The following is a 19,108-nucleotide window of genomic DNA, read 5'->3' as shown; positions in this document are numbered from 1 at the left end:
TGTTTAGTCTATATTTTAATTATATGGCGTAATGTTGATGTTGGTTCATACTTTGTAAAGATATATAAAATAGACAAAAGAAACACGATGTTATGCACAAAAAAGCAACCTTATAGAACATAAAATATGTTTTTTGTTTTACTGTTGGATTTATTATGAAACGCACATTCTTAACTCTTTCTTTGGTCGCTATCCTTTCTAGCTCTTTTTATTCAGCGCCAAGCATGGCTGCATTAGATGCGGTTCAACCACAGACTAATTTCACCGAAATGACCTCTCAACGTCAGGTGGTTGATCAATTACTGAATGATGCTTACCAAATATTTAAAAATCCAGCCCGTATTTCTCATGCTGGCTTTACGGCAAAAATGCCAAGCAATGTAGAGATGATCACGAACAATTTACTTGATGCTTATAAACTTGAACCTTATCGTGTTGATTTATTATTTTCTGCGGCTAATGCTCAGATTTATAACAGTAATGTTGACCGGGCTATTGAACTGTTTACTCAAATATTAGATGTAGCACCTGATGATGTTGATGCGCATTCATATCTTGTTATTTGGCAAAATTTTAAAGGTAATAAAAGCGAAGTAACCAAACATTTAAATGCGTTAGAACAGCTAAATAATGGGCGTGTTGCTGATTTGAAAAAAATCATGTCTACCATTGATAGAATCGTTGCGACGCCATTAAGTAATAAAATTAAAAAACCAGCGAAAGGCAATAATGCCATTATTACTTTGGGTTATGCTTTAAATCCTGATGGTAGTATGAATGAAATCTTAATTGATAGATTAAATGCAACGCTCGCGATGGCGAAAAGCGATCCTAATACTTACATCATAGTGACTGGTGGCGTACCTAAGAATCACAAGACTGAAGGTAAGTTGATGGCTGATTGGCTGGTAAAAAATGGGATAAAAAAATCTCGTATTATTGAAGATAATTACGCGAGAAGTACGGTGGAAAACGCACTATACAGCAGTTATGCCTTAGCTCGTCATGATATTGATCATGCAACAATTATTAGTTCTGCAAGTCATGTTCGTCGAGGACAAGCTTTATTTGAAGTGGCGAGCTGGCAAACGGGCCCTAAAGGGATTTTATTTGATACCTATGCTGCTAACGATCGTCCATTAGAAGAACTTAAAGTTCCAACTGATGGTGAGTTGTTAGGGATCTATCGTGATGCTTTACGTGTTTATGGAATGTGGAGTTATCGTTCATATCCTTTAGAGCAAAGATAATATTAGTGAGTTTCTATGTAGTAAATTAAAGCGATCTTGATGATCGCTTTTTTTTACTCAAATAAAAATAACGATAAAAAACGCATAGAATGGTTTAATTTGGTTATTATTTAAGCAAGGATTTGATCGCGTATTTAGAATTTTGATTTGGAAAGAGTAGATAGTCGTGAAAAGTGGACCGCATAAGAACTGGCATCCCGTTATTATATGGCTTCATTGGCTCGTTGCATTAACCGTAATGGGGTTATTTGCTCTTGGCTGGTGGATGGTTGAATTAAATTATTATCATGCTTGGTATAAAACAGCACCAGACACACATAAGAGTATTGGTTTGATCTTATTATTTTTTGTAGGGATTAGGCTGATATTTAGAATGTTAACGGCTTCACCTGTGGCTATTTCAACCCATGCAAAATGGGAGAAATGGCTTGCAAAATACACACACTGGGCACTGTATGGTGTGTTAATGATAGTGATGCTTAGTGGGTATCTGATTTCAACCGCAGATGGACGTGCTATTAGTGTTTTCGGTTTATTTGATATGCCTGCAACGTTAACAAATATTAAAAATCAAGAAGATATCGCTGGTACTATTCATTGGTATGGTGCTTGTACACTGATCGGTTTAACACTATTGCATGCTATTGGTGCGATAAAACATCACTTTTTAGATAAAGATGACACATTAAAGCGCATGCTAGGTAAAGCTTAACAATAATGGATTTATTTGATTAGACATATCACAACATGAATGGAGATTATGATGAAAAAATGCCTTTTAACCTCTTTGATTTCTGTAACATTATTGGCCGCGGCATGTGTATCTTCTGTCGCTTTAGCTGACGATTATAAAATAGATACTTCTGGCTCTCACGCTTCTATTCAATTTCGAATTCAGCATCTAGGATACAGCTGGTTAGTGGGGCGCTTTAATACATTTGATGGCCAGTTTAGTTATGATGAAAATCAACCTGAAGCATCAAAAGTGACAGTCAATATTGAAACAGCAAGTGTAGATTCAAACCATGCAGAGCGTGATAAGCATCTGCGTAGCAAAGATTTTTTAAATGTAGATAAGTTTCCTCAGGCGAATTTTGTCAGTCGCTCTTTTAAAGACCTCGGTAATGGTAAAGCTACTATGATAGGAGATTTAACCTTAAATGGAGTGACAAAACCTGTCACGATTGATGTTAAGAATATTGGTGCTGGTAATGATCCATGGGGCGGCTATCGCCGAGGTTTTGTTGGTACAACAATGATTGCGTTGAAAGATTATAATATTGAAACAGATTTAGGTCCCGCGTCTACGATAGTTGAATTAGAGTTAAATGTTGAGGGGATTCGTCTTTAGCCAATGAGTAAAAAACAATACATGATGAAACGGCCTGATGGTCGTTTTTTTATGGCTGTAATTTAGAGTTATTGTTTACTAATACTTTTGTCATTTAGTTGTACAACAAAAAAAGTTGTACAACCAATTTATTTTGGCTACATTAACTATACAACTTTTAACATTTGTACAACTTGTTGTACTGGTTTGGAGGCAATATGGGAATTCCTGTTGGTATTAGTGCTTGTGTATTGGGACAAAAAGTACGGTTCGATGGTGGGCATAAGCGTAACCGTTTTGCTGACGAAGAATTGAGTGAATATTTTGACTTTAAGCCAGTGTGTCCAGAGGTTGGTATTGGAATGACCGTTCCACGACCTACGATTCGTTTACAAGATAACGGTGATCGTATTGCTTTGGTTGGTACTAAAGATCATACCCTTGATTATACAGATGATATGGTTGCATTTGCAGATAATCAAATCCCCAGCTTTAACGATTTACGCGGTTATATTGTTTGTGCTAAATCACCAACCTGTGGTATGGAGCGAGTGAAATTATATCTAGATAATGGTAATTCAATCCCAGGGGGAGCCGTCGGTATTTTTACCCAGCGGTTGATGGATAAAATGCCGTGGTTACCGATTGAAGAAGATGGTCGCTTACAAGACCCTGTATTACGTGAAAATTTCATCTTCCGTATTTATGCGCTTGATGATTTATACCGTTCTATTGCAGGGGGAATAACACGCGATAATATTATTAAATTTCATTCTCGCTATAAATTGTGTTTGATGGCGCATGATCCACAATCTTATCGCGTATTAGGCCCTTTTGTTTCTGATATTCATAAGTGGGATGACTTGAATGCTTTCTTTGTTGAATACCGCCAACGCTTAATGGATGCATTAAAAAATAGAGCTAGCCGTAAAAATAACACCAATGTATTAATGCATATTCAGGGGTATTTTAAGCGTGATCTTGATAAACCTCAAAAAGCCGAATTGCGTGATGTCATTATGCGCTATAGAGAAGGGCTTTTACCATTAATTGCACCATTAACTCTGATTAACCACCACCTAACGGTTTATCCTGATAGTTATCTCGCTGATCAAGCATATTTAGATCTTTATCCTGAAAGTTTGAAGTTACGTTATGCATTGTAAAATCAGTAGGTATTAGTGATAGTTGTAATTATTTTTAAGAGGTTTTATGGGTGATCTTACTGAAGATACTAAATTATTTACAATCAGTGAGGTTTCTGATGTTACAGGGGTTAACGCTGTAACATTAAGAGCATGGCAACGTCGTTATGGTCTTTTGGTCCCTCAACGTACCTCTCAAGGTCACCGTTTATACACTGAAAGCGACATAAGTAAAATTAAATTGATCCTTAATTGGTTAGCTAAAGGGGTTTCTATTGGAAAAGTGAAACCCTTGTTAGCTGGCGATGCTGATCCAATATTAGAGCGACAGCAAGTATTAGACATTACGGACGATATTATTGCCGCAGTACAAGCATTAAATGGGTTTAAATTAGAACGTTTAATTAATGAAGCGTTAAAAATTTATCCCTATGAGGTGATTCAACAGCGCTTATTACCCGAGGTGAGTGCTGTTATTGAGCATCAAGATAATCCTTTATATTCAATACAAAAAAGTTTGTGGATATCTGTTTTAACTGTCTGTTTTATTAATATTATTACCAAAATAAACAATGAAAAGAAACTAACGTGCTTATTGATTAGTTTTGATAAATGCAACAGTTATAAGATTTGGCAACAAGGGCTAGCATGGTGCTATAAAGGTGACGGTGTCACTATTATGCCAAATTTATCAGGACGATTAACGGGTCTCTCTGCGTGTATACGTGAACGTAATATCGTTAATCTTGTGATCGTGGGCGAGACTAAACTTAGTCGACGTCAACTGGCTGATATTGACATGGTGCAACAAGAAACAGGCGTGAAGCTGTATTTTGTTGGCAGTATAAAAATAATTCACGGACTGTAATAGCACATGCCATAGGGATAATAGAATGAATACTGAGCCTCAATTATCAACAATAACGGGTCATGCATTAGTATGGCTGCGGGCTGATTTACGAGTTACGGATAACACCGCTTTAAATCGGGCCATAGCGTCTGGTTTACCTATTATTGCAGTTTATATTGCAACCCCAATGCAGTGGTATCAACATTATGTTTCAGGACGGCAAATTGATTTAATTGAGCGCAGATTGCAAGTTGTTAAGCAACAGTTTAATGATATCAATATTCCATTATTAATCCTTGAAGGGGATGATTTTTCTGCGGCAACTGACATTATTCTTAACTTGTGTCAGCAATACCAAATTAATGCAGTGTATTGTAATCGCCAGTATGGTTGGAATGAAAAACAACGAGATCGTGCGGTAGAGCATGCTTTATTAATGCAAAATAAACAGTGGTATTGCAGTGATGATTTTTGTGTCTTACCTCCAGGTAGCGTGGTTACGAAACAACAACAAATGTATAAGGTTTTTACACCATACCGAAATGCATGGTTAACGCAGTTTTTAATGCATAATTATCAGCCCGTTACTAATAGTGACACCGTAACCTCTAGTGCGCAATGTGCTGATCTTCTTGCGGGCAATATTGACGCTAACTGTAATCTTCAAACCTTTAATTACCTCAAACAAGACAGTGTCTTATGGCCGGTTGATGAAGGAACTATTCAACAACGATTACAGATGTTTTGTGAAACTAAAGCTGAATATTATCAGCAACAACGTGACTTTCCTGCCATTGATGGTACCAGTTGTTTATCTCCTTATTTGGCCATTGGTGCTTTGTCTGCCCGTCAGTGTTTAGCTGCTTTACTACAAACTTTACCGCAATGTGTTGAAATAAATAAAGATAATGGTGCTTTTGTCTGGTTAAGTGAAGTGGTGTGGCGTGAGTTTTACAATCACTTGCTTGATAGTGATGAACGTTTAAGTAAAAACCAACCTTTTCAGTTATATACAGATAATGTGCAATGGTTAGAAAATAGCGATCATGTTCATGCTTGGCAACAAGGACAAACCGGATTTCCGCTGGTGGATGCAGCAATGCGACAACTGGCAACAACAGGTTGGATGCATAATCGATTACGGATGATCACTGCAAGCTTTTTAACTAAAGATATGTTGTGTGATTGGCGCATTGGTGAACAGTGGTTTATGCAGCAGCTGATTGATGGTGAATTAGCCTCAAATAATGGCGGCTGGCAATGGGCTGCATCAACGGGAACTGATGCTCAACCGTATTTTCGAGTCTTTAATCCCACCACGCAAAGTGAACGGTTTGATCCCAAAGGGGAGTTTATTCGCCAATGGATCCCCGAACTTGAATCCGTTCCTGATAAATATATCCATGCACCATCATTATGGTCTGGTTTTGGTTGTGTGAATTATCCGTTGCCGATTGTTGATCATAAACAAATGCGGTTGTTAGCGATTGAGAGTTATAAGCAAGCTAAAACTGAGTATGACAACCAGCGTGAGGCATAAATAGAATAATAATAAGGACATTATTATGGTTACAACCAATAACACAGTAATTAATAGGTTTATTGAGGTTTATTGTCAGCTTAATAAAGACAATTTATTACTGCTCAATGATGTCTATCACTCAGAGATTGTATTTGAAGATCCTGCCCACCATGTTGTTGGTATTGACGCATTGCAGCATTATTTTACCACGCTTTACAGTAATATTAATTATTGTAATTTTACTATAAATCAAGCGGTTGTTGATGGCGATTGTGCGTTTTTACAATGGACAATGATTTTTTCTCATCCAAAGTTACAGCAAGGGAAGCAACGCACCTTAGACGGTTGTACTCAGCTAACCATTAAACAGCAACAGATCATTTATCATCGTGATTTTTTTGATTTAGGGGCGATGCTATATGAAGGGCTACCTGTTATTGGTTATGTCATTACGTCTATTAAAACGAGGTTAGGCCAATGAAACAGGTACTTATTACCGGTGCAAGCTCAGGCATTGGTCAGCAGTTAGCAACAGATTATGCGAATAGTGGTTGGCATGTTTATGCTTGTGGTCAAAATCAACGACGACTTGAACAATTAGTCACTAACCTTGATGCAACCTCGATAGGAAAAATAACCCCGTTAGTTTTTGATGTCACCAATCTTGAGCAAACAAGGCAAGTTTTAGCCGAAATTGAAACATTACCTGATTACATTATTTTAAATGCTGGCACTTGTGAATATATCGATAATGGTGTGATTGAGAGTGATGTATTTAAGCGTGTATTTGAGGTCAATTTTTTTGGCATTATTCACTGTTTAGATGCAATGCAATCTCGATTTACCGCTACAACACATTTGGTCTTTATTAGTTCATCTGCTGCTTATACCGCTTTACCCCGTGCTGAAGCTTATGGCGCTTCAAAAGCAGCTCTATCTTACTTAGCTAATGGATTAGCGATAGATTTAAAAGACAAGGTTAAGACGGTTACTTTGGTTAACCCAGGATTTGTTGCAACACCGCTTACCAATAAAAATGACTTTCCAATGCCGATGATTGTTAGCTGTGAATATGCATCCCTTAAGATACGTCAAGGTATTGAGAAGCAACAAGCAGAAATACATTTTCCGATAAAATTCACCTTATTACTGAAAGCGATTGCTTTATTTCCTGTTGCTTTACAGCGAATTATTATTCAACGGATGACAAGGAATGCGTCATGAAAATAGCAATTATAGGATCCGGGATTTCAGGGTTAACTTCAGCATGGTATTTACGCCATCAACATAGTATTACGTTATTTGAAGCCAATGATTATGCTGGTGGGCATACAGCAACAGTAGATGTTGAGGTTGCGAGTGGTCGATACGCCATTGATACGGGGTTTATTGTTTTTAACGATCGTACATACCCTAATTTTGAACAGTTATTAACAGAGCTTGATATTGAAAGACAAGCCAGTGAAATGAGTTTTAGTGTTCATAATGAAAATAATGGCTTGGAATATAATGGTCATGGGTTGAGTTCACTGTTTGCTCAGAAAAAGAATCTATTTAAACCACAGTTTTTTCACTTCTTATATGAAATCACTAAATTTAATCGCTTGGCAAAACAAACGGCTTATGAAGATATTGAGCAACAGCAAACGTTAGGTGATTTTTTACAACAGCATGGTTTGAGTGATTATTTTACGGAGAATTATATTTTACCGATGGGCGCTGCAATTTGGTCATCATCATTGGCCGATATGCGCAATATACCATTAGGTTTTTTTCTGCGTTTTTTCTTAAATCATGGCTTACTTGATATTGTTAATCGTCCACAGTGGTATGTCATTCCTGGTGGCTCACGTGAATATGTGCAACGAATATTGTTAGAAATTGGCCCCTGCGTTCGATTAAATTCTCCTGTACAGCAGGTGAGTCGTATTAATGAGCAAATTCACATCACCGTTAATAACAGTGTGGACGTTTTTGATCATGTTATTTTTGCATGCCATAGCGATCAAGCATTAGCGCTGTTAGCTGATAGTACTGTAAATGAACAACAGGTGTTATCAGCCATGGCATATCAAGATAATGATGTTGTCTTACACACTGATGCCAGCATTTTACCTGATGCGAAAGCTGCATGGGCCTCATGGAATTATCATTTACCATTAACGGATAATGGGTCACTCCACCAGCTTCCTGCCTTAACTTATAATATGAATATTCTACAAGGTATTGATGCTCCTGAAACATTTTGTGTCACGTTAAATCAAACGCAAGCTATCGATCCCAGTAAGATATTACGCCAATTTACTTATGCTCATCCGGTGTTTAATCTCAGTAGTATTAAAGCGCAACAACAACGGCATTTGATTAATGGTCTAGATAATACATGGTTCTGTGGTGCTTATTGGTATAACGGATTTCATGAAGATGGCGTTAAAAGTGCGTTAGATGTTATTGAGGCAATAACACATGCCGATGGTGTAAATGCGTATGAGTAAGGTTGTGCCTATTATCAATAGTGGCATTTATAGTGGCCATGTTAGGCATCGACGCTTTACACCCGTATTGCACCGTTTTCGCTATTCAATGTTTATGGTGTATCTCGACGTTGATGAAATTGATACATTATGTGACAGGGTAACGTGTTTTGGGCGGTCATGGTTTCATTTTGCTCGCTTTCGTCGTCAAGACTATATTGGTGGTGCTGAAAATATTAACTTGTCAGTTGAGAATAAAATTTTTGAACTGACGGGTGAGCGTATCAGTGGCAAGGTCAGCATGTTATGTCATCTACGTTATGGTGGATTGTATTTTAGTCCATTGAATATGTATTACGTTTTTGACCAACAAGGATGTTGGCAATATGTTCTCGCTGAAGTGAGTAATACACCTTGGAATCAACGTCATTATTATGCGATCCCCGCCAAGCAATATTGGCAACAAAAGCATTTTATTGATGACAAAGCGTTTCATGTCTCCCCGTTTAATCCTATGGATCAAGATTATGTTTGGCAGTTGTCCATCCCTGATAGCATTGTCAAGATTCATTTGGAGGTACATTCTAAAAAAGATAGCTTTCATCGAGAGTGTGAAAAAAGGTTTGATGAAAATAGCAATCATAACGTTGAGGTTCCAACAAAAGTCTTTGATGCCACATTAGCGATGCAAAAGCAGCCATTTACGACTGCAATTTTACTACGGCATTTGTTCGTTACACCAATGATGACGATTAAAGTAGTGGTAGGGATATATTGGCAAGCCTTTAAATTGTGGCGTAAAGGGGCACCAATTTATGATCATCCTCATCATGACAATGAATAGTAAGGGAATAAACTATGCTTAGAAGTGAGTTAGAGCCGGCAACATCAACAGGTTTATTTAATCATGATCGGTCACGTCGATTAATTTTTACGATATTACGTCAGCTATCAGATGTTGGGTTAACATTGTCAGAACAAGGCGGAGATACCCATTTCTTTGGCGATAAGCAAGCAAGTTTGCAAGCGAGTATTACAGTTATACATCCTCATTTCTATAAACGTTTATTAACTGATGGCAGTATTGGCGCTGGTGAGGCGTATATTGATGGTTGGTGGGATAGTCCTGATTTAACCAATGTGGTGCGTATTCTGGCTCGCAATATGACGACGCTAGATAAAATAGAAGCTAAAGTTGGTTGGATAACTCGGTTAATTAAACAATTTCACCATTTTTCACGCAGAAACAGTCAAGATAATGCGAAAGATAACATTTCGGCGCACTACGATTTAGGTAATGATTTATATCGACATTTTCTTGATGACAGAATGCTATATTCCGCGGGTGTGTATTTAACTGCATCAGATACGCTTGCTCAGGCTCAAATTAATAAAATGGCAAGATTATGTGATCAACTACGGCTGACAGAGCATGATCATCTCTTAGAGATAGGCACGGGTTGGGGGGGAATGGCAATTTATGCGGCGCAGCATTATGGTTGCGATGTCACTACTACGACCCTTTCTAAGGAACAATACCAATGGGCGCAAGAGAAAGTTAAACAAGCAGGTCTTGAGCATAAGATCACTTTATTATTGGAAGACTACCGTGATTTAACGGGTCAATATGACAAATTAGTGTCAATTGAAATGATTGAAGCCGTCGGTAAGCAGTACTTATCCACGTATATTAAGAAATGCCAATCATTACTTAAACCTAATGGTTTGTTTGCTATTCAAGCCATAACCATTGCTGATCAACGTTATAAAAGCTATAGCAAAGATGTTGATTTTATTCAAAAACATATCTTTCCCGGTGGGTTCCTGCCATCAATTAGTGTATTACAGTCACAATTAACATCACACAGTGATTTTATAACACGTGATATTAAAGATATTGGTTTAGATTACGCGAAAACATTAGCTGATTGGCATGTCATGTTTAATAAAAACAGTGAAGTCTTACACCACTACGGTTATGACGAACGGTTTATGCGTATGTGGCGCTACTATTTCTGTTATTGCGAAGGGGGATTTCTGGAACGCAGTATCAGTACCATTCAGTTAGTTGCTAGTCGTCCTCAGTGGCGTGAATAATGAAATATCTTGCGATAGGCCTTGGGTTTAATCTGTTTTGGTTACTCGCCGTATGGGGGCAATACCAGTATGTGACGCTATTGATGTCACTGCTTATTGGTTGTTGGTTATTCTATCGTCGCTGTTTTCCTTACGCGTTATTGGCAAGTGTTATTGGTATTGGTGGCGATTACATTCTGTTTCAATTAGGAGTGATGCAATTTCCTTTGCCTACTGATCCGTTGTTTGCACCTTTTGGCTATTTTATACCGTTATGGCTAATCTTATTATGGCTAGGGTTTACCTCAATGGTGTGGATTATGCGTGAGCAAGTTCAAAGGTTACCACTATGGGGCGTGATTATTGGCGGTAGTCTTGGTGGCGCTGTCAGTTATTGGACGGGATTAACATTAGGTGCGGTGATATGGCCTTATGGTGAACTTGTTACGTTTATAGGTATTGCACTTGTCTGGAGCATCTATAGTGGTTATTTACTGTGGTTATTACGGCGAATGAGCAAAAGAGGATCAGTATGAAAAGTTCTTTAATGGCATTACTGTTGATGACGACTTTTTTCTGCTCATCAGTGCAGGCTTCAGCATGGTATACATGGCCGACGGTGGGGGAATCAACACTCAAATGGGGCTGGTGGCAGATATATATCGCCCAACTTAAAACCCCATCGGGTAAATATGTTGCAAGTGATCCAAATTTGGCTCTGATTATTCGTTATTTACGCGATATTGATAAAGAAGATCTTCTTATTGCAACAGATAAGCAATGGCAACATTTAGGTATTTCGTCACAACAACGACAGCAATGGCTTCATCAGTTAGCGCAACAATGGCCGAACGTAAAACAGGGCGATAGGTTAGTGTTTGTAAAAAATGCGACCGAGGGCCGTTTTTATCAAGCAGGAAAACCGCTCGGTAAACCACTGTCTACAGCATTAAGTAACGCTTTTATTGGAATTTGGTTATCAACCGACACTGCATACCCTAAGTTACGCTTGCAGCTCATTGGTCAGTAAGCCTAGGTTATATACACTGATTATTGACTATAGCAAGTTAAGAGGAACAGATTATGGCTTCTCATTCTATTTATCAGACCTCATACATCACCTTACAGTGGTTACTTGGATGCGTATTAGCATTGTTACTCAACGGGTGTACTGCCTCGATTGAAGATTACGAACATGCTGAACCTAAGTTTAATTTATTTCAGTTCTTTGAAGGACGGAGTCAAGCCTGGGGAATGGTGCAAGATTATAAAGGGCAGCAAGTACGCCGATTTAGTGTTGAACTCAATGGTGTGATTACTGGCAATAAACTGGTGCTTACTGAGGATTTTGTTTTTGATGATAAAGAAACCCAACAACGGGTATGGACGATTACGAAACAAGCCAATGGTCAGTATATTGGTACTGCTGATGATGTTGTCGGTGAAGCCGTTGGTTATGAGAAAGGGAATGCTTTACATTGGCAATATGTATTAGCGATGGATATTGACGGCACGACATACCATATTAACTTTGAAGATTGGATGTTCTATCAAGATAATAATCAGTTATTTAATGTGGCTAAAATGAAAAAATGGGGGATCACTGTCGGTTCTGTGACATTGTTTTTTCAAAAATAATAAATCCCCCTTATTTTATAAAAACGAAAAAGAGAGACAATAAAATAATACGGCACTGGTGATATTTTTAAATATGACTAACATGACTGTGACAAATGTTTGTTGCTATACATAGACATATCTGCATTATGAATTAGACTGTCAATGTTAGTGTTATTTATATTTTTTGAATGAATACAATATGAACCAATAGATGCCGTAATAGAAACACCATCTATTTCTATTTGTTGTAATTCAGATAAAACCTCTCTTTTTTTTATGTTGGCATCGACCAGAGTGCTTACTTCACTGTAAACAATAAATTCATCGCCCCCTAAACGAGCCACACCGGTTGTATCATTACTGATTTTCCGTAGTTTAGAGGCATATTTCTTTAGAATGCGATCACCAAAATGATGTCCATATTTATCATTGATCATCTTGAATTTGTTGATATCAAGATAGAAAATAATAAGGTATTCATTTTTTCGTTTTATATTGATAATAGCTTGATTTATTTGATGATAGAACGCACGACGATTCCAAATATTAGTCAAGAAATCATATGAAGCTAGATAATCAAGCTCTTGTTCTTTCATGTTTTTCTCTATTGAGATAGAACAAACGGTTGCTGCCATATCAAGCAATTCACATTCATTATCTGTCATTGAAGAATGATGAGGACAATGAGAATATATAATACCTAAAATTTTATTTTGTGATGATAAAATAGGTTGGCCGTAACAAAAATTAAAGTTATTAATAGTCTTAAGGCTGTAATATTCACGGTATTCATTAGCGCTAGTTATGTTTTCGGATATAATAAGTTTATTTTTTGCACAGATGTGTTCAAAATGTATTTGAGCCGGATTAACCATAAAACGTTCATTACAGATTGAATGGCTGTCTTTATTTATAAATGGGGTGAATTTTTTTTCATTATCATCATAAAGAAAGATCGATGTTTGACGACTATTAAAGGTTTCTTCTGTTAGTTCAATGACTTGAGATAGCATGTCTGCCAGCGATTTATCTACCGGTAAACGTTTCAGTATTTTGTTAAATGAACGATATGCTGTAATTAATTCAGCTGACACATTATATTCCTAATGGTATAGATATAATTAATAATTAAAATCCCTTTATGAAACATACTATACTAATTATTATGAATAATAGGAATGCTATTTATTTATAATTATATTTATTTCGTGATCTATCATTAAATAACTTATATATATTCATTTAATATAAGTGTATTCATTCATTTAAACTATACCTCTTGCCATTATTATTACTCTTTTTAACACCCAACGAATTAATAATGGCATTTTGTCTGAATCTGACTCACGAGTATATTGTACGATAGCTAAAGCGACATCAGGCTTGGCATGTTTTTTTAAGGCGCGATAAATGATTTTTCGAATGGGTATTTGGTCATTATCTGAAATATTAGCAAGTTGGCGAAATAAGGGCTCGTAACCTTTTTTAAAGAGGAAATGTTCAATGTCTTTCGCGGGGAGCACGGTTAAACGCTCGCGTTCGCTGTCATTATTCAATAATGCTCTCACTTTATCGGCATACTTTCGTCCTGCAGGATCGCCATCAGCGACAAGATGCCATTCAATCCCTAATAAACGAGCAAGCTTAATCAGTGGTTTTAGCCCGCTTTGAGCAAACTCAATCACATGAATACCTTCAGCGACAAGGTTATGTCCAGTGAGGTGTGCCATTTCATTAAAGAGCCATACTTCCGTCTCTCCTTCAACAAGAAGCCAGACGCGTGCATAAAACGCACTCGGGCGATGCATACGGACATGAAAGGTGACTTTACGAATATCATCTTTATTAAGTTCACCATTATTTACGCCATGCACCACCGTTTTTTGTGGTGTTCGCTGTAGACGTTTAATGGCTGTTAGTGGAACGACACTCAATAGTTCAGGACTATTGGTTGTTAATACTTTTTGCATCGGCATATTTTGTATAAATGCCCACGCTTGATGGAGCATGATAGGGTGCAATCGTCCTTCAGGATCTTCTAAGATCATGATTGGGCGCGATATACGTTTTAGATCAACGGGACCGCGGGCACGAATATAAGCGTTAAGTAGGCCCATTAAAATTAATTTCGCTTGTTTGGTCATTCTAGGTTGTACAAGTTGATCAAACGGATTGAGACATTGATCGTCATATTGATTTTCTAATGGATAGTAAGTATGAGGCTCGGCTTTTGTACGGGTATGTGGTGCAAAGGCAAAGTAGTGATCAACTAATGAACGTAATGTGTTAATACTACTTTTTATTTCAGCCGCGCTCACATGCCCAGGCTGTGTCATTAAACGGCGGCATGTATTATCAAGCCGGCGCTGAATACGTTCGGATTCTCGATTTTTTGCTGGTGGTACAGTGGTAGCATTGTGTGTAGGAATTGTAGAGGTATTACCATATTCTAATTGGCGCGCGTCACGAATTCTTACGATTGGATGCAAGACCATTAATTGACGTAAAAACTTATCGGTATCTGGATGTTGAATAATATGACCATCAGTATGTAAAAAATGACGGTGAGTGATAATTTTATCGTTTTTGATGTGACTATCGATCTGAACATAAAGATGTTTTAAATGATGTTGTTCATTCCAGAAAGGATCAAAAGCACGATAACGTCGAGCACGGTATTCACCTTGATAATCTTCATGCCAACGAAGAACTATCTGTAGGGAAGATGTACGCTCATGGCCCATAGCATGATCAATATGGAAGTCAGAGAACTTCATTTCGTAAAATTCAGCACTTGGGCATAAGGCCAAGCTTAACGCATCCAGCAGTGATGATTTCCCCCATGCATTTTCTCCGATAAGAACGGTTAATTCATCAAATGACAGTGACAATCGTTTGATACCTCGAAAACCCGCGATTTCAATACGTTCTAAATGCATGATTTTTCCTTCTTCTTTCTTTACAACATAGCGCAGAGATTATTAGAAAGGGATCGTTTTGCTCACATTATTGATACAATGTTCAAATTAAAAAAGATACTATAGTCCGCATGAATTTTTAACGAAAACAATTATAAAGGACGATCAGATGGCTAAAATTATTCACTCTATGATTCGTGTTATTGATCTTGACGTATCACTAGAGTTCTATAAAAAAGCATTAAACTTAGATATTGCACAACGACTAGATTTTGATGGTTTTAGTTTGGTGTACTTACGCAATGATGAAAATGACATGGAACTTGAATTAACATGGAATGAGGGGACAACGGAACCTTATACACATGGTACAGGTTATGGTCACATTGCCGTTGCTGTGGATGATCTTGAAGCTGAGCATCAAAACTTGGTGGCATTAGCTTACAATCCTGCAGAAATTAAAGAATTTTTTCGAGATGGTGTTTTATTGGCTAAATTTTTCTTTGTTCAAGATCCTGACGGTTACAAAATTGAATTTCTACAACGCCATGGTCGCTACCTGTAATAATTAAGAATGTTATCTTCACTGAGTGAATAAAAATGAGCACTATTGTGTTAAGAGGCTATTCACTCAGTGTTTTTCCTGAAAAGATGGTATATTTTGATAAAGATCTCATATTTATGTCATTGTATGTAATTTGGTTTCTTATTTAGTGACGAACTTTATTTTTGTAATGCTGTGAGCGTTATAAATCAGTCGTTAGGTAATACCGATGGTTCTGGAGGAACTGAAATTATTATGACTGTTAATCACGCAGCAACAATCACTTTTGCTCATATTAATGATACACACTCTAATTTTGAGCCTTCTGCGATTTCCTTATCACTTTCACCTGATGTATTAAATTCAGAGACATCGGTTTATGCCAGTTGTGGCGGTTTTTCACGTCTTTGTTCTGTGGTGACTGAAATTAAGCGTGAAGCATTACTTCATCAACGTGAATTTATGTTCTTACATGCGGGTGATTGTTTTCAAGGCACATTGTATTTTTCGCTTTATAAAGGTATGGCTAATGCAGTTTTGCTCAATGCTATTGGTGTTGAGGCAATGGCATTAGGTAATCATGAACTTGATATGGGTAATGACATTGTTGCTGATTTTCTTGATCATACGGCGTTTCCATTATTAGCTGGCAATTGGGATTTATCGCAAGAAGATCAAACAAAGCGTAATCCTCTGCGTAATAAAGACAATGTTTATGCTTATGATAATGCGACACAATCAGCGCATTATTTGATAAAGAATGTGCATGGTGAGCCCGTGGCTATTTTTGGTTTAGCGATTGAAAATATGGCGGGAATAGCGAATCCTGATCCTGATACATCTTTTCGTAATGTAGCAACGGTGACTAAAAATACAATTGCATTGCTTAAAGAAAAAGGCATTAATAAAATTATTGTGTTAAGTCATTTAGGCTACGACCGTGATTTATCATTAGCCCAAGAGGTTGAGGGTATTGGTGCCATTATTGGCGGTCATTCTCATACGATGCAAGGCGATTTTACTAATGTTGGATATGGTAAAACAGATACTTATGCCTTCATGGTTAATAATACTTGCGTTGTTCAAGCTGGTTGTAATGCGTTAGCTCTTGGTCAATTAACCATCGCGTTTAGTGCTGATGGTCGTGTAGAAAGTGCGACCGGGTGTAATCAACTCCTACTTGGACGTAAATTTACGATTGATGCAGGGCGGACTCAACATTTAGATCATGATAACCATAATAAAGTTCGTGATTATTTATTAAATCAGCCCAATATTCGGTTTGTGGTAAAAGATCCACGCATAGAAGACATTCTAAATCAACATTACCGTCCAGCTGTGCGCGCATTGCAAACGGATAAAATCGCGTCTATTAATGAACCTCTTCGTCATATTAGAGTTCCGGATGCAAAAGGCCCGAGTGATATTGCGCCTTGGGTGGTAAAAAGTTTTGTTTGGCAAGCGAGAGAGCTTGGTCATCATGTTGATTTCGGTATTCATAATGCTGGTGGCGTAAGGTGTTCATTTAATCCAGGAGAGATAACGCCTGCTGATGTAGCGGGACGATTATTACCGTTTGCGATTGGGATTATGATGTATAGCGTACGTGGATTACGTATTCGTCAAGCGCTTGAAGGTGCGATTGATAATGCGACTAATAATGACATTGAAGGAACGGGTGACGGTAGTTTTCCTTATGTGGCAGATTTACGTTATGTGTATCGTTGTGGTGCGCCAAGCGGTCAACGGATTGAAAGCTTAGAATATTACACTAATGGGCAATGGTTGGCGGTTGATGATGATGCTGTTTATACCTCTGTGTCATCAGGGTATACCGCGGCAGGTAAAGAAGGATATGCTCCCTTGCTTGATTATGTAACAGAGCCTCAAGCCCTTAATGTCACAATGGCTGATGCATTTGAAGCCTTTGCAAAACAGCAGTGCACGTTTGATAAACCAAGTGAAAATTTAACGGTATTTATTCCATGTGATAACCGTGAGAATTGACCCTTATTAGTTATTATTTTATGAGTTAAAAAACCGCATTAATCACTGTTAATATGGCGTGTTTTAGCTTTTTTAGTGAGATATTCTGTGCTGGTGGTATCTATTTGTTTTTAGTATTTTAGATTAGATTATCTAATCCTAATTACTAAATAATGTCATTGTTAAAGCGCTTTAGCATTACGCTATTATGCTGCCAATCCCATTGATAACGGCTAATCCGAAGAGGCAGTATGGCACAGGTATTTGATTTCGATTCTATTCCAACAGCAGTAATGAATGATCAAAAAACGTATTCATTGACGTTGAAAGGCCTACTCGTCCACGCTCGTGATATTCTATTTAGCCGTTCAGTTTCAACGCCAACATTACGTAATGTTTCTGATTTACCATTACATATTCAAAAAGATATTGGTCTTTACCGTTAATTACTTTTTATGGTTAATGGTATAAGTAGGTAAGCAGTTTGATTGCTTTGCTTACGAATAGAGAAAATAAGAAACCAGCTAATGTGCTGGTTTTTTTGTGCCTGTAATAATGGTGTCATAATATCTTGATTTAGAAACTAAAGTTCGATAAAGATAAAAGCATATAGTATTGATTTTATGATATAAAAATAGTTTATATTGATAAGTAAAAATAGAAGTTAGTGTGTTTGAGGCTAGAGGTATCATGGATAAAACATAGCCTTAGATTAATAAAGCGACGATTGATAAATTAACATGAGGTAGTAATGGGATTATTTTCTTGGTTATTTGGTAAAAAGGCCACAACTGAAACAATAATTGAACCCATTGAATATAATGGTTATTTGATTTATCCCGAGCCTCAAAAGGAAGGTGGGCAGTTTCGTATTGCTGGGCGTATTTGTAAACAAATCAATGACACAATGCAGACACACTACTTTATACGTTCTGATATTTTACCGTCACGTGTTGATGCTGAAACATTTATGTTAAAAAAAGCACAAATGTTTATCGATCAAACGGGTGAGCGAATGTTTAAATAAATCCACATATACAACATATTTCATTGCAATCGTGCTTGTTGCTGGGTATCTTATTTTTAGCACTAAAAATAAGTAGCTAAGTGTTGCTATTTTGTTAAATATATTTTGTTTTTAATACGTTTAAAGCAAGATTAATAGATATATTTGCTGAGTTGTTTTTTTGACTTAGTTAATATGACTAACATTATGTAATACATATTTTTTAACCTCTTTGTCATGGATGAAAAGGTGCTTATATTTCATGAAAAAATGACAATAATGTTATTTGTTAATGAAATTTGTGGAATTTTTTGTTTTTAACTGTAAAAAGCTTGCTATTGCTTTTAAGGTTCGATACAAAATATTTATCTATAGCCAATGTTCAGG

Annotated in this window: 20 protein-coding genes; 18 read left to right on the top strand and 2 right to left on the bottom strand. The window is 37.1% G+C overall.

What is annotated here, in order from left to right; translation table 11 throughout:
* Nucleotides 1–155 precede the first annotated feature (155 nt).
* The 14 genes from ACJZU6_RS19295 (at nucleotide 156) to ACJZU6_RS19230 (ending at nucleotide 12,285) form a co-directional block, all read left to right on the top strand.
* A complete protein-coding gene (locus ACJZU6_RS19295; protein WP_107275566.1) occupies nucleotides 156–1,250 on the top strand; it encodes a YdcF family protein in 1,095 nt (364 codons plus the stop codon).
* A gap of 166 nt (nucleotides 1,251–1,416) precedes the next feature.
* Nucleotides 1,417–1,962, top strand: coding sequence for a cytochrome b (locus tag ACJZU6_RS19290; protein ID WP_408901127.1), 546 nt, complete (start codon nucleotides 1,417–1,419; stop codon nucleotides 1,960–1,962).
* 51 nt (nucleotides 1,963–2,013) lie between these two features.
* On the top strand, nucleotides 2,014–2,601 hold the full coding sequence (locus ACJZU6_RS19285; RefSeq protein ID WP_080155989.1) for a YceI family protein: 588 nt from the start codon (nucleotides 2,014–2,016) through the stop codon (nucleotides 2,599–2,601).
* A 197-nt stretch (nucleotides 2,602–2,798) separates the two neighbouring features.
* A complete protein-coding gene (locus ACJZU6_RS19280) occupies nucleotides 2,799–3,746 on the top strand; it encodes a 2-thiouracil desulfurase family protein (protein WP_080155988.1) in 948 nt (315 codons plus the stop codon).
* 46 nt (nucleotides 3,747–3,792) lie between these two features.
* Nucleotides 3,793–4,593 (top strand): MerR family transcriptional regulator, encoded by an 801-nt coding sequence (locus ACJZU6_RS19275; RefSeq protein ID WP_408901126.1) that lies wholly within the window; start codon nucleotides 3,793–3,795, stop codon nucleotides 4,591–4,593.
* A gap of 25 nt (nucleotides 4,594–4,618) precedes the next feature.
* A complete protein-coding gene (gene phrB / locus ACJZU6_RS19270; protein WP_408901125.1) occupies nucleotides 4,619–6,115 on the top strand; it encodes a deoxyribodipyrimidine photo-lyase in 1,497 nt (498 codons plus the stop codon).
* A 25-nt stretch (nucleotides 6,116–6,140) separates the two neighbouring features.
* Nucleotides 6,141–6,578 (top strand): nuclear transport factor 2 family protein, encoded by a 438-nt coding sequence (locus ACJZU6_RS19265; RefSeq protein WP_080155985.1) that lies wholly within the window; start codon nucleotides 6,141–6,143, stop codon nucleotides 6,576–6,578.
* Nucleotides 6,575–7,321, top strand: coding sequence for an SDR family NAD(P)-dependent oxidoreductase (locus tag ACJZU6_RS19260; RefSeq protein ID WP_080155984.1), 747 nt, complete (start codon nucleotides 6,575–6,577; stop codon nucleotides 7,319–7,321). The genes ACJZU6_RS19265 and ACJZU6_RS19260 overlap by 4 nt, the downstream gene beginning before the upstream one ends.
* Entirely contained in the window at nucleotides 7,318–8,592 is a 1,275-nt protein-coding gene (locus ACJZU6_RS19255; protein ID WP_107275561.1) for an NAD(P)/FAD-dependent oxidoreductase, read from the top strand. The genes ACJZU6_RS19260 and ACJZU6_RS19255 overlap by 4 nt, the downstream gene beginning before the upstream one ends.
* A complete protein-coding gene (locus ACJZU6_RS19250; RefSeq protein WP_408901124.1) occupies nucleotides 8,585–9,415 on the top strand; it encodes a DUF1365 domain-containing protein in 831 nt (276 codons plus the stop codon). The genes ACJZU6_RS19255 and ACJZU6_RS19250 overlap by 8 nt, the downstream gene beginning before the upstream one ends.
* Nucleotides 9,416–9,429: 14 nt before the next feature.
* On the top strand, nucleotides 9,430–10,668 hold the full coding sequence (locus ACJZU6_RS19245) for a class I SAM-dependent methyltransferase (RefSeq protein ID WP_408901123.1): 1,239 nt from the start codon (nucleotides 9,430–9,432) through the stop codon (nucleotides 10,666–10,668).
* Complete coding sequence (locus tag ACJZU6_RS19240) at nucleotides 10,668–11,183, top strand: DUF2878 family protein (RefSeq protein WP_107275558.1); 516 nt, start codon at nucleotides 10,668–10,670, stop codon at nucleotides 11,181–11,183. Before ACJZU6_RS19245 ends, ACJZU6_RS19240 begins: the two co-directional genes overlap by 1 nt.
* Nucleotides 11,180–11,677: a hypothetical protein gene (locus ACJZU6_RS19235; RefSeq protein ID WP_408901122.1), complete on the top strand. Its 498-nt coding sequence runs from the start codon at nucleotides 11,180–11,182 to the stop codon at nucleotides 11,675–11,677. Before ACJZU6_RS19240 ends, ACJZU6_RS19235 begins: the two co-directional genes overlap by 4 nt.
* A gap of 53 nt (nucleotides 11,678–11,730) precedes the next feature.
* A complete protein-coding gene (locus ACJZU6_RS19230; protein WP_080155979.1) occupies nucleotides 11,731–12,285 on the top strand; it encodes a DUF3833 domain-containing protein in 555 nt (184 codons plus the stop codon).
* Nucleotides 12,286–12,362: 77 nt separating this feature from the next.
* Here ACJZU6_RS19230 and ACJZU6_RS19225 read toward each other — a convergent pair whose 3' ends face one another.
* Nucleotides 12,363–13,361 (bottom strand): diguanylate cyclase domain-containing protein, encoded by a 999-nt coding sequence (locus ACJZU6_RS19225; protein WP_408901121.1) that lies wholly within the window; start codon nucleotides 13,359–13,361, stop codon nucleotides 12,363–12,365.
* A 171-nt stretch (nucleotides 13,362–13,532) separates the two neighbouring features.
* Nucleotides 13,533–15,206, bottom strand: coding sequence for a DUF2813 domain-containing protein (locus ACJZU6_RS19220; protein WP_408901120.1), 1,674 nt, complete (start codon nucleotides 15,204–15,206; stop codon nucleotides 13,533–13,535).
* A gap of 148 nt (nucleotides 15,207–15,354) precedes the next feature.
* Between ACJZU6_RS19220 and ACJZU6_RS19215 the strand changes: the two genes are divergently transcribed.
* The 4 genes from ACJZU6_RS19215 to ACJZU6_RS19200 all read left to right on the top strand — a co-directional run bounded on the left by ACJZU6_RS19215 (nucleotide 15,355) and on the right by ACJZU6_RS19200 (nucleotide 18,742).
* A complete protein-coding gene (locus ACJZU6_RS19215; protein ID WP_408901119.1) occupies nucleotides 15,355–15,750 on the top strand; it encodes a VOC family protein in 396 nt (131 codons plus the stop codon).
* 234 nt (nucleotides 15,751–15,984) lie between these two features.
* Nucleotides 15,985–17,736 carry a bifunctional metallophosphatase/5'-nucleotidase gene (locus ACJZU6_RS19210; protein WP_408901118.1) on the top strand — a complete coding sequence of 584 codons (1,752 nt, stop codon included), beginning with the start codon at nucleotides 15,985–15,987 and terminating at the stop codon, nucleotides 17,734–17,736.
* Nucleotides 17,737–17,966: 230 nt separating this feature from the next.
* A complete protein-coding gene (locus tag ACJZU6_RS19205; protein WP_080155974.1) occupies nucleotides 17,967–18,161 on the top strand; it encodes a hypothetical protein in 195 nt (64 codons plus the stop codon).
* 305 nt (nucleotides 18,162–18,466) lie between these two features.
* On the top strand, nucleotides 18,467–18,742 hold the full coding sequence (locus ACJZU6_RS19200; RefSeq protein ID WP_408901117.1) for an HlyU family transcriptional regulator: 276 nt from the start codon (nucleotides 18,467–18,469) through the stop codon (nucleotides 18,740–18,742).
* Nucleotides 18,743–19,108: the final 366 nt, after the last annotated feature.

This window comes from Photobacterium piscicola (genome assembly GCF_046058925.1).
Taxonomy (GTDB): domain Bacteria; phylum Pseudomonadota; class Gammaproteobacteria; order Enterobacterales; family Vibrionaceae; genus Photobacterium; species Photobacterium piscicola.
The sequence above is the reverse complement of the archived record's forward strand: the minus strand, read 5'-3'. Positions and strand labels throughout refer to the sequence as shown.

Coding starts and splice junctions, on each gene's coding strand:
- ACJZU6_RS19240 (WP_107275558.1), top strand. CDS start 10,668: ATGAAATATCTTGCGATAGGCCTTGGGTTTAATCTGTTTTGGTTACTC.
- ACJZU6_RS19230 (WP_080155979.1), top strand. CDS start 11,731: ATGGCTTCTCATTCTATTTATCAGACCTCATACATCACCTTACAGTGG.
- ACJZU6_RS19245 (WP_408901123.1), top strand. CDS start 9,430: ATGCTTAGAAGTGAGTTAGAGCCGGCAACATCAACAGGTTTATTTAAT.
- ACJZU6_RS19250 (WP_408901124.1), top strand. CDS start 8,585: ATGAGTAAGGTTGTGCCTATTATCAATAGTGGCATTTATAGTGGCCAT.
- ACJZU6_RS19255 (WP_107275561.1), top strand. CDS start 7,318: ATGAAAATAGCAATTATAGGATCCGGGATTTCAGGGTTAACTTCAGCA.
- ACJZU6_RS19295 (WP_107275566.1), top strand. CDS start 156: ATGAAACGCACATTCTTAACTCTTTCTTTGGTCGCTATCCTTTCTAGC.
- ACJZU6_RS19210 (WP_408901118.1), top strand. CDS start 15,985: ATGACTGTTAATCACGCAGCAACAATCACTTTTGCTCATATTAATGAT.
- ACJZU6_RS19205 (WP_080155974.1), top strand. CDS start 17,967: ATGGCACAGGTATTTGATTTCGATTCTATTCCAACAGCAGTAATGAAT.
- ACJZU6_RS19285 (WP_080155989.1), top strand. CDS start 2,014: ATGAAAAAATGCCTTTTAACCTCTTTGATTTCTGTAACATTATTGGCC.
- ACJZU6_RS19265 (WP_080155985.1), top strand. CDS start 6,141: ATGGTTACAACCAATAACACAGTAATTAATAGGTTTATTGAGGTTTAT.
- ACJZU6_RS19235 (WP_408901122.1), top strand. CDS start 11,180: ATGAAAAGTTCTTTAATGGCATTACTGTTGATGACGACTTTTTTCTGC.
- phrB (WP_408901125.1), top strand. CDS start 4,619: ATGAATACTGAGCCTCAATTATCAACAATAACGGGTCATGCATTAGTA.
- ACJZU6_RS19280 (WP_080155988.1), top strand. CDS start 2,799: ATGGGAATTCCTGTTGGTATTAGTGCTTGTGTATTGGGACAAAAAGTA.
- ACJZU6_RS19220 (WP_408901120.1), bottom strand. CDS start 15,206: ATGCATTTAGAACGTATTGAAATCGCGGGTTTTCGAGGTATCAAACGA.
- ACJZU6_RS19260 (WP_080155984.1), top strand. CDS start 6,575: ATGAAACAGGTACTTATTACCGGTGCAAGCTCAGGCATTGGTCAGCAG.
- ACJZU6_RS19215 (WP_408901119.1), top strand. CDS start 15,355: ATGGCTAAAATTATTCACTCTATGATTCGTGTTATTGATCTTGACGTA.
- ACJZU6_RS19275 (WP_408901126.1), top strand. CDS start 3,793: ATGGGTGATCTTACTGAAGATACTAAATTATTTACAATCAGTGAGGTT.
- ACJZU6_RS19200 (WP_408901117.1), top strand. CDS start 18,467: ATGGGATTATTTTCTTGGTTATTTGGTAAAAAGGCCACAACTGAAACA.